Source organism: Microvirga massiliensis (assembly GCF_001006805.1).
Classification (GTDB): domain Bacteria; phylum Pseudomonadota; class Alphaproteobacteria; order Rhizobiales; family Beijerinckiaceae; genus Microvirga; species Microvirga massiliensis.
The window spans coordinates 1-4,850 of sequence record NZ_LN811387.1 but is presented as its reverse complement, the minus strand read 5'-3'; the positions used below and the strand labels follow the sequence as shown (position 1 = coordinate 4,850).

6 protein-coding genes are annotated in these 4,850 nt (G+C 60.3%); 2 read left to right on the top strand and 4 right to left on the bottom strand.

Annotated features, from left to right (window positions below; genetic code table 11):
* The 4 genes from BN1233_RS42395 to BN1233_RS42380 all read right to left on the bottom strand — a co-directional run.
* On the bottom strand, positions 1–505 hold a 505-nt coding region (locus BN1233_RS42395; protein WP_046869709.1), incomplete at its 3' end, for a M20/M25/M40 family metallo-hydrolase.
* A gap of 7 nt (positions 506–512) precedes the next feature.
* Positions 513–1,178, bottom strand: a complete 666-nt coding sequence (locus tag BN1233_RS42390) for an amino acid ABC transporter permease (protein ID WP_046869708.1) — start codon at positions 1,176–1,178, stop codon at positions 513–515.
* A gap of 61 nt (positions 1,179–1,239) precedes the next feature.
* Positions 1,240–2,052 carry an ABC transporter substrate-binding protein gene (locus tag BN1233_RS42385; protein WP_046869707.1) on the bottom strand — a complete coding sequence of 271 codons (813 nt, stop codon included), beginning with the start codon at positions 2,050–2,052 and terminating at the stop codon, positions 1,240–1,242.
* A gap of 15 nt (positions 2,053–2,067) precedes the next feature.
* Positions 2,068–2,823, bottom strand: coding sequence for an amino acid ABC transporter ATP-binding protein (locus BN1233_RS42380; protein ID WP_046869706.1), 756 nt, complete (start codon positions 2,821–2,823; stop codon positions 2,068–2,070).
* A gap of 51 nt (positions 2,824–2,874) precedes the next feature.
* Here BN1233_RS42380 and BN1233_RS42375 point away from each other — a divergent pair, with 51 nt between their 5' ends.
* Positions 2,875–3,879, top strand: coding sequence for a LysR substrate-binding domain-containing protein (locus tag BN1233_RS42375; protein ID WP_048710823.1), 1,005 nt, complete (start codon positions 2,875–2,877; stop codon positions 3,877–3,879).
* Positions 3,876–4,850: M28 family peptidase (locus tag BN1233_RS42370; RefSeq protein ID WP_147707866.1), on the top strand; the 975-nt coding region annotated here is incomplete at its 3' end. The genes BN1233_RS42375 and BN1233_RS42370, both read left to right, overlap by 4 nt.

The following is a 4,850-nucleotide window of genomic DNA, read 5'->3' as shown; positions in this document are numbered from 1 at the left end:
TGCCGAGAGAGCCCATAGTCTCCTCATCCCCGGCCAGGGTGACAACGATCTCTCCAGCCCACGCCTCCTTCTCCCGAGCGAGGAGAGACAAGGCATACAGTGACGCGGCGATGCCACCCTTCATGTCCGAAACGCCGCGCCCGTACAGTCTGCCCTCTTTCTGGACCCCTCCAAGTGGCGAGACAGTCCAGCCAAGATCCTCCCCAATAGGAAATGTGTCGAGGTGCCCGTTAAAGATGAGCCTACGGCCTGGCCGGCCGCTATCGAGGCGTGCCACGAGATTAATGATACTAGGCGCCGACTCGTAGGAACGAACTTGCACCCCGGGGATTTGAGCAAGAAGGTCCGCGGCGACCACCGCCGCCGCGGAAACATTGCCTGGTGGGTTCGGGGATGGCGCAGCGATGAGGCGGCGCGCCATCTCGATGAGGTCATCGCGGGATTGCGCCGCGCGCGTTCTGATGCGGTCACGAGCTGCCGTGACCTCTGTGGGCTGGGTCATCATTGAGTCCTCACCGCCGCGCGAGTCGGTGCTCCCATAGCCGAATGGCCATCGCGAGCGGCCAGCAGATGAAAAAATAGACCACCGCGATAAACGTGAAGATCTCGAGCGGGCGGAAGGTCGACGAGGACAATTCCATCCCTCGCCGCGTAATCTCTGTCACGGAGATAACCGCGCCAAGAGAGGAATACTTTATCAGCTGGACGAAGTTCGCGGCGAGCGGTGGGAGTGTCATGCGGATTGCTTGCGGAAATACAATGCGCCGGAAGCTCTGCATACCCGACAACCCAAGCACCTGTGCTGCCTCCCGGTGTCCCTTGGGGACAGCCTGGATTCCGGCCCGATACACCTCTGAGATGAAGCAGGCCATGTACACTGACAGGCCGATGAGGATAGCCGCGAGTGACGAGATCGGGATGTTGAATACAATCGGCAGAACATAATACACCCACAGCAGTTGCACGAGAATCGGCGTGTTGCGGATGATCTCGCCGAAAGCCAGACCAATAGATCGGACAGGCCAGAACCGAGACATGTCCATGACCGCGAGCACAAGGCCTCCGAGCATGGCGAAGAGCAGCGTCGTCGCCGAAATGAATAAAGTCATCTGCAGCCCGGACATTAGAAAGCCCAGATTGCTGGAGATGACATCCCAGCGAAAAGTGTAGTTGATCACAACCTACCTCGGGGTGACGGCGGGAGCCGGGATGGTGCCGCCATCCCGGCGAAGATGCCATTTACTCGGCAACGATCGGATCAAGCTTGTGTTTCTTCGCGTACTTCATCAGCCGCCCATCGAGCTTAATCGTGTCTACGAAGAGGTTGATGTAGTTAAGCCAGATCTGGTCGCCCTGTGGCACCACATAAGCATAAGGCGTGACCGCGAGCTTCTCGCTCGGATTGACCGTCGTCGCCCAGTCGAATTCATCAGTGACCTTCACCGCAGTCGGAAAGTCAGTCATGATGATATCGACCCGCCGCGCGACGAGCTCGCCTTCACGCGTGTTCGGCGGAGCAACGGGCACAACCTCGGCGTTCTTGAGGTATTCAATCATGACGTTTTCGATGTAACTGCCCAGGGAAACCGCCACCTTCACGCCAGGCTTGTCGATATCCTCCCAGGATTTAATCCGCGCATCCTTTCGGGTAACGCCGTAGACATTTGTGACCAAATACGGCTTTGAGAATTCAACGGCCTGCGCACGCTTCAGCGTCGCACCGAGACCGAACATGCCGATCTCGCACTTGTTCGCTTGGAGGTCGGCGATGAAAGTTCCAAAGTTCGACTCGACAATTTGGAGCTCTGCTCCGAGTTCCTTCGCGAGCTCCTTTGCCAGGTCGGCATCGATTCCCTCGATCTCTCCGGACTTCGGATTGCGGAACGAGATCGAGTAATACAATGGATATTGGCAGACTCTCAACTTCTTTGACCTCGTCACCTCGAAGAGGCGGGACTGCGTCTGCTGTGCCTCGGCGGCGCCGGGCAGAATGGCGGCCCACAGTCCAACGACCGCGACCGATAATGCTCTCCTGATGGTCTGGCTGCTCATCTCTATCCTCCCTTGTTAGTCCTCGAACTGCATGAGGAACCGCTTTGCACGATCCGTCTGCGGATCAGCGAAGAATGCTTTTGGCGGCCCTTCCTCGACGATTTCGCCACGGTCCATGAACACAACGCGGTGTCCAACATTGTGAGCAAATCCCATCTCGTGGGTAACGACGATCATCGTCATTCCCTCTGTCGCCAGCTGCCGCATGACGATAAGAACCTCGCGACGCAATTCCGGATCGAGAGCAGAGGTCGCCTCGTCGAAGAGCATTACCCTCGGTGACATGGCAAGGGCTCGGGCAATCGCAACGCGCTGCTGCTGACCGCCGGACAGGCGGATTGGATAGGCGTCCCGCTTATCGGCAAGCCCCACCTTCTGCAGGAGCTGCTCGGCATTGGTGATTGCTGCGTCCCGGGGCGTTTTCTTCACCCGGAGCGGCGCCTCAATCACGTTCTCAAGCACCGACATATGCGGCCACAAGTTGAAGTGCTGGAACACCATGCCGATCTCGGGCCTGACGGCCCGGGCCGCTCGCTTCTCCGCGGAGGTAGGCTTCGACGACGCAATCACCGTTCCGTTCATTTGAATCGTTCCGGCCGATGGCTGCTCCAGCAAAGCAAAGCAGCGTAGAAGGGTGGTCTTGCCCGATCCTGATGGCCCGACCACGCAGACGACTTCTCCTTCCTTGATCGGGAGACTGACGCTTCGGAGCACGTCTATTTCGCCGAAACGCTTCGAAACTCTGTCGGCAGCGATAATCGGATTTCCCATGAGCCCCCTTTGAGCGTGCTGTTCGCCATGAACTAAAAGCCGTGGTTATGGATGATCCTACCATATGCGCTCGGGCGACTTGTTCATATTCGGCATTATTGCCTGGGTCTTGCCAATCTGACAATAACCATTTTTTATGCGCTTATGGACACTAGACTCCTCGAGACGTTCTGCACGGTTCTTGAGCACGGATCGGCGACCAAGGCGGCGGTGGTCATGAGGATCACGCAGCCTGCCGTGAGCGCCCAGATCGCGCGACTCGAGGAGGATCTGGGATTTCGCCTGTTCGAGCGCGTGAGCAATCGGTTGCGCCCAACTCCGGAGGCAGAAGCTTTCCACAGGGAAGTTGAGCGGGCGCTGCGGACCATGCAAGGTCTGTCCCGCGTTGCCGAAAAGATCAGAGCCGGCGAATCCGGCAGTCTCGTGATAGCCAGCCACCCAAGTGCCGGAATCTCCCTATTGCCCCCTGTGCTCGCTCGTTTCGCGAGCAGGCGCCCGGAGGTCCGAATCCAACTCTATACGCGAAACTCAGAGGTTGTTCGCGAGCATTTCCAGAGCCGCGCCTATGACATCGGAATTGCTGAGATGCCGATCGACGGCACGGGCTTCACGCTCGACCGCCACGCCATGGACTGCGTCGCAATCCTCCCGAACGGGCATCCGTTGGCAGCCCATTCGGTGATTACGCCGGATCTCTTCGCTGGCGTGCCATTTGTGGCGATCTCACGAGAGCGCAAGACGCACCATCGCGTCATGAGCGTGTTCGTGGAGCACGGCGCACGCTGCGAAGTCGTGGCCGAGGTCGAATTCTTCGCTTCTATTTGCGGTCTCGTCGCCAACGGCCTTGGCGTGTCGGTAGTGGATCCTGCCTCGGCGGCCGAGTTCGCCCCCGTCGGCCTTGCAGTCAGGCCGTTCGTCCCGGCGGTGCCGTACGAGTTCGCCATCTTCCGTTTGGCCGATCGGGAGCCGTCCGTGGTTGCCGGTCACTTCCTCGCTGAGCTCGAAGAGCATATCGGCCAGTTCACGCGGTCTGCAGAAAAGGTGAAGCCTCTATGAACTCCTCCGCTATGCGCTCCGACACTGCCCTGTGGGCGGATTTCCAGATCTTGTGCGACTTCGGAGGCCGGCTGTCGGGCACGTCTAGCGAGTCAGCCGCTATGGACTGGCTGCGTACGCGGGGCGCCGAGGTGTGCGGTGTCGCCTGTCGTGACATTCCCGTCTCTTATAAGGGATGGCGGGCACTGCACACGCGCTTGACTCTCGCCGGCGGTTACGAGGCTCGGTGCCATCCGTTGGTGCGGACGGTCGGTACTGAGCCAGGAGGTCTGACTGCCGAAGTTATTGACCTCGGACGGGGGACGCCCGAGGAGTTCGAAGCGCATCGCGCGGAGATTGCGGGGCGGATCGTGCTCGTCCGCCACGAGCTCATGTTCGCGGCTGGCACAATTCATCGGCGCCGCAAGTACGACCTCGCCCGTGAGATGGGTGCCGTCGGTTTCCTGATCGCCGGGCCGACGCAAGGCGACGTGGTCGCCGGCTCCTCTGGGCGCGTCGGTGACGCGGGAATTCCTGCCCTCGGCATTGCGCCCGAAACGGCCGCGCGTCTCGCCAGAACGGCACATGGCTGGCCGTCCGCAACCCTCGACATCGCAATCGAGGAGTCACAGGCCGAGACGGCCAGTCTTGTGTTCGATCTGCCAGGGCTAACCGATGAATGGGTCGTGCTTTGCGCCCATGTCGATGGTCACGATCTCGCCGAGAGCGCCATGGACAACGCCAGTGGTGTGGCCGCGGCTCTTGCGGCCGCGCGCGCCGTGGCGCCTCGCGTCCCGCGGATGAGGCGCGGCCTTCGCCTGGCATTCTTCAGTGTGGAAGAATGGGCGCTGACCGGATCTGCACAGTACGTCGAGGCGATGGACGAGGCGACGCGCAAGTCGATCGCGATCGTCATCAACCTCGACAGCGTCGGAGGTAGTCCTCGCCTGTCCGCCCTCACGAGCGGCTTCGCAGGACTGGAGCCGTTCCTG

Coding starts and splice junctions, on each gene's coding strand:
- BN1233_RS42385 (WP_046869707.1), bottom strand. CDS start 2,052: ATGAGCAGCCAGACCATCAGGAGAGCATTATCGGTCGCGGTCGTTGGA.
- BN1233_RS42380 (WP_046869706.1), bottom strand. CDS start 2,823: ATGGGAAATCCGATTATCGCTGCCGACAGAGTTTCGAAGCGTTTCGGC.
- BN1233_RS42375 (WP_048710823.1), top strand. CDS start 2,875: ATGATCCTACCATATGCGCTCGGGCGACTTGTTCATATTCGGCATTAT.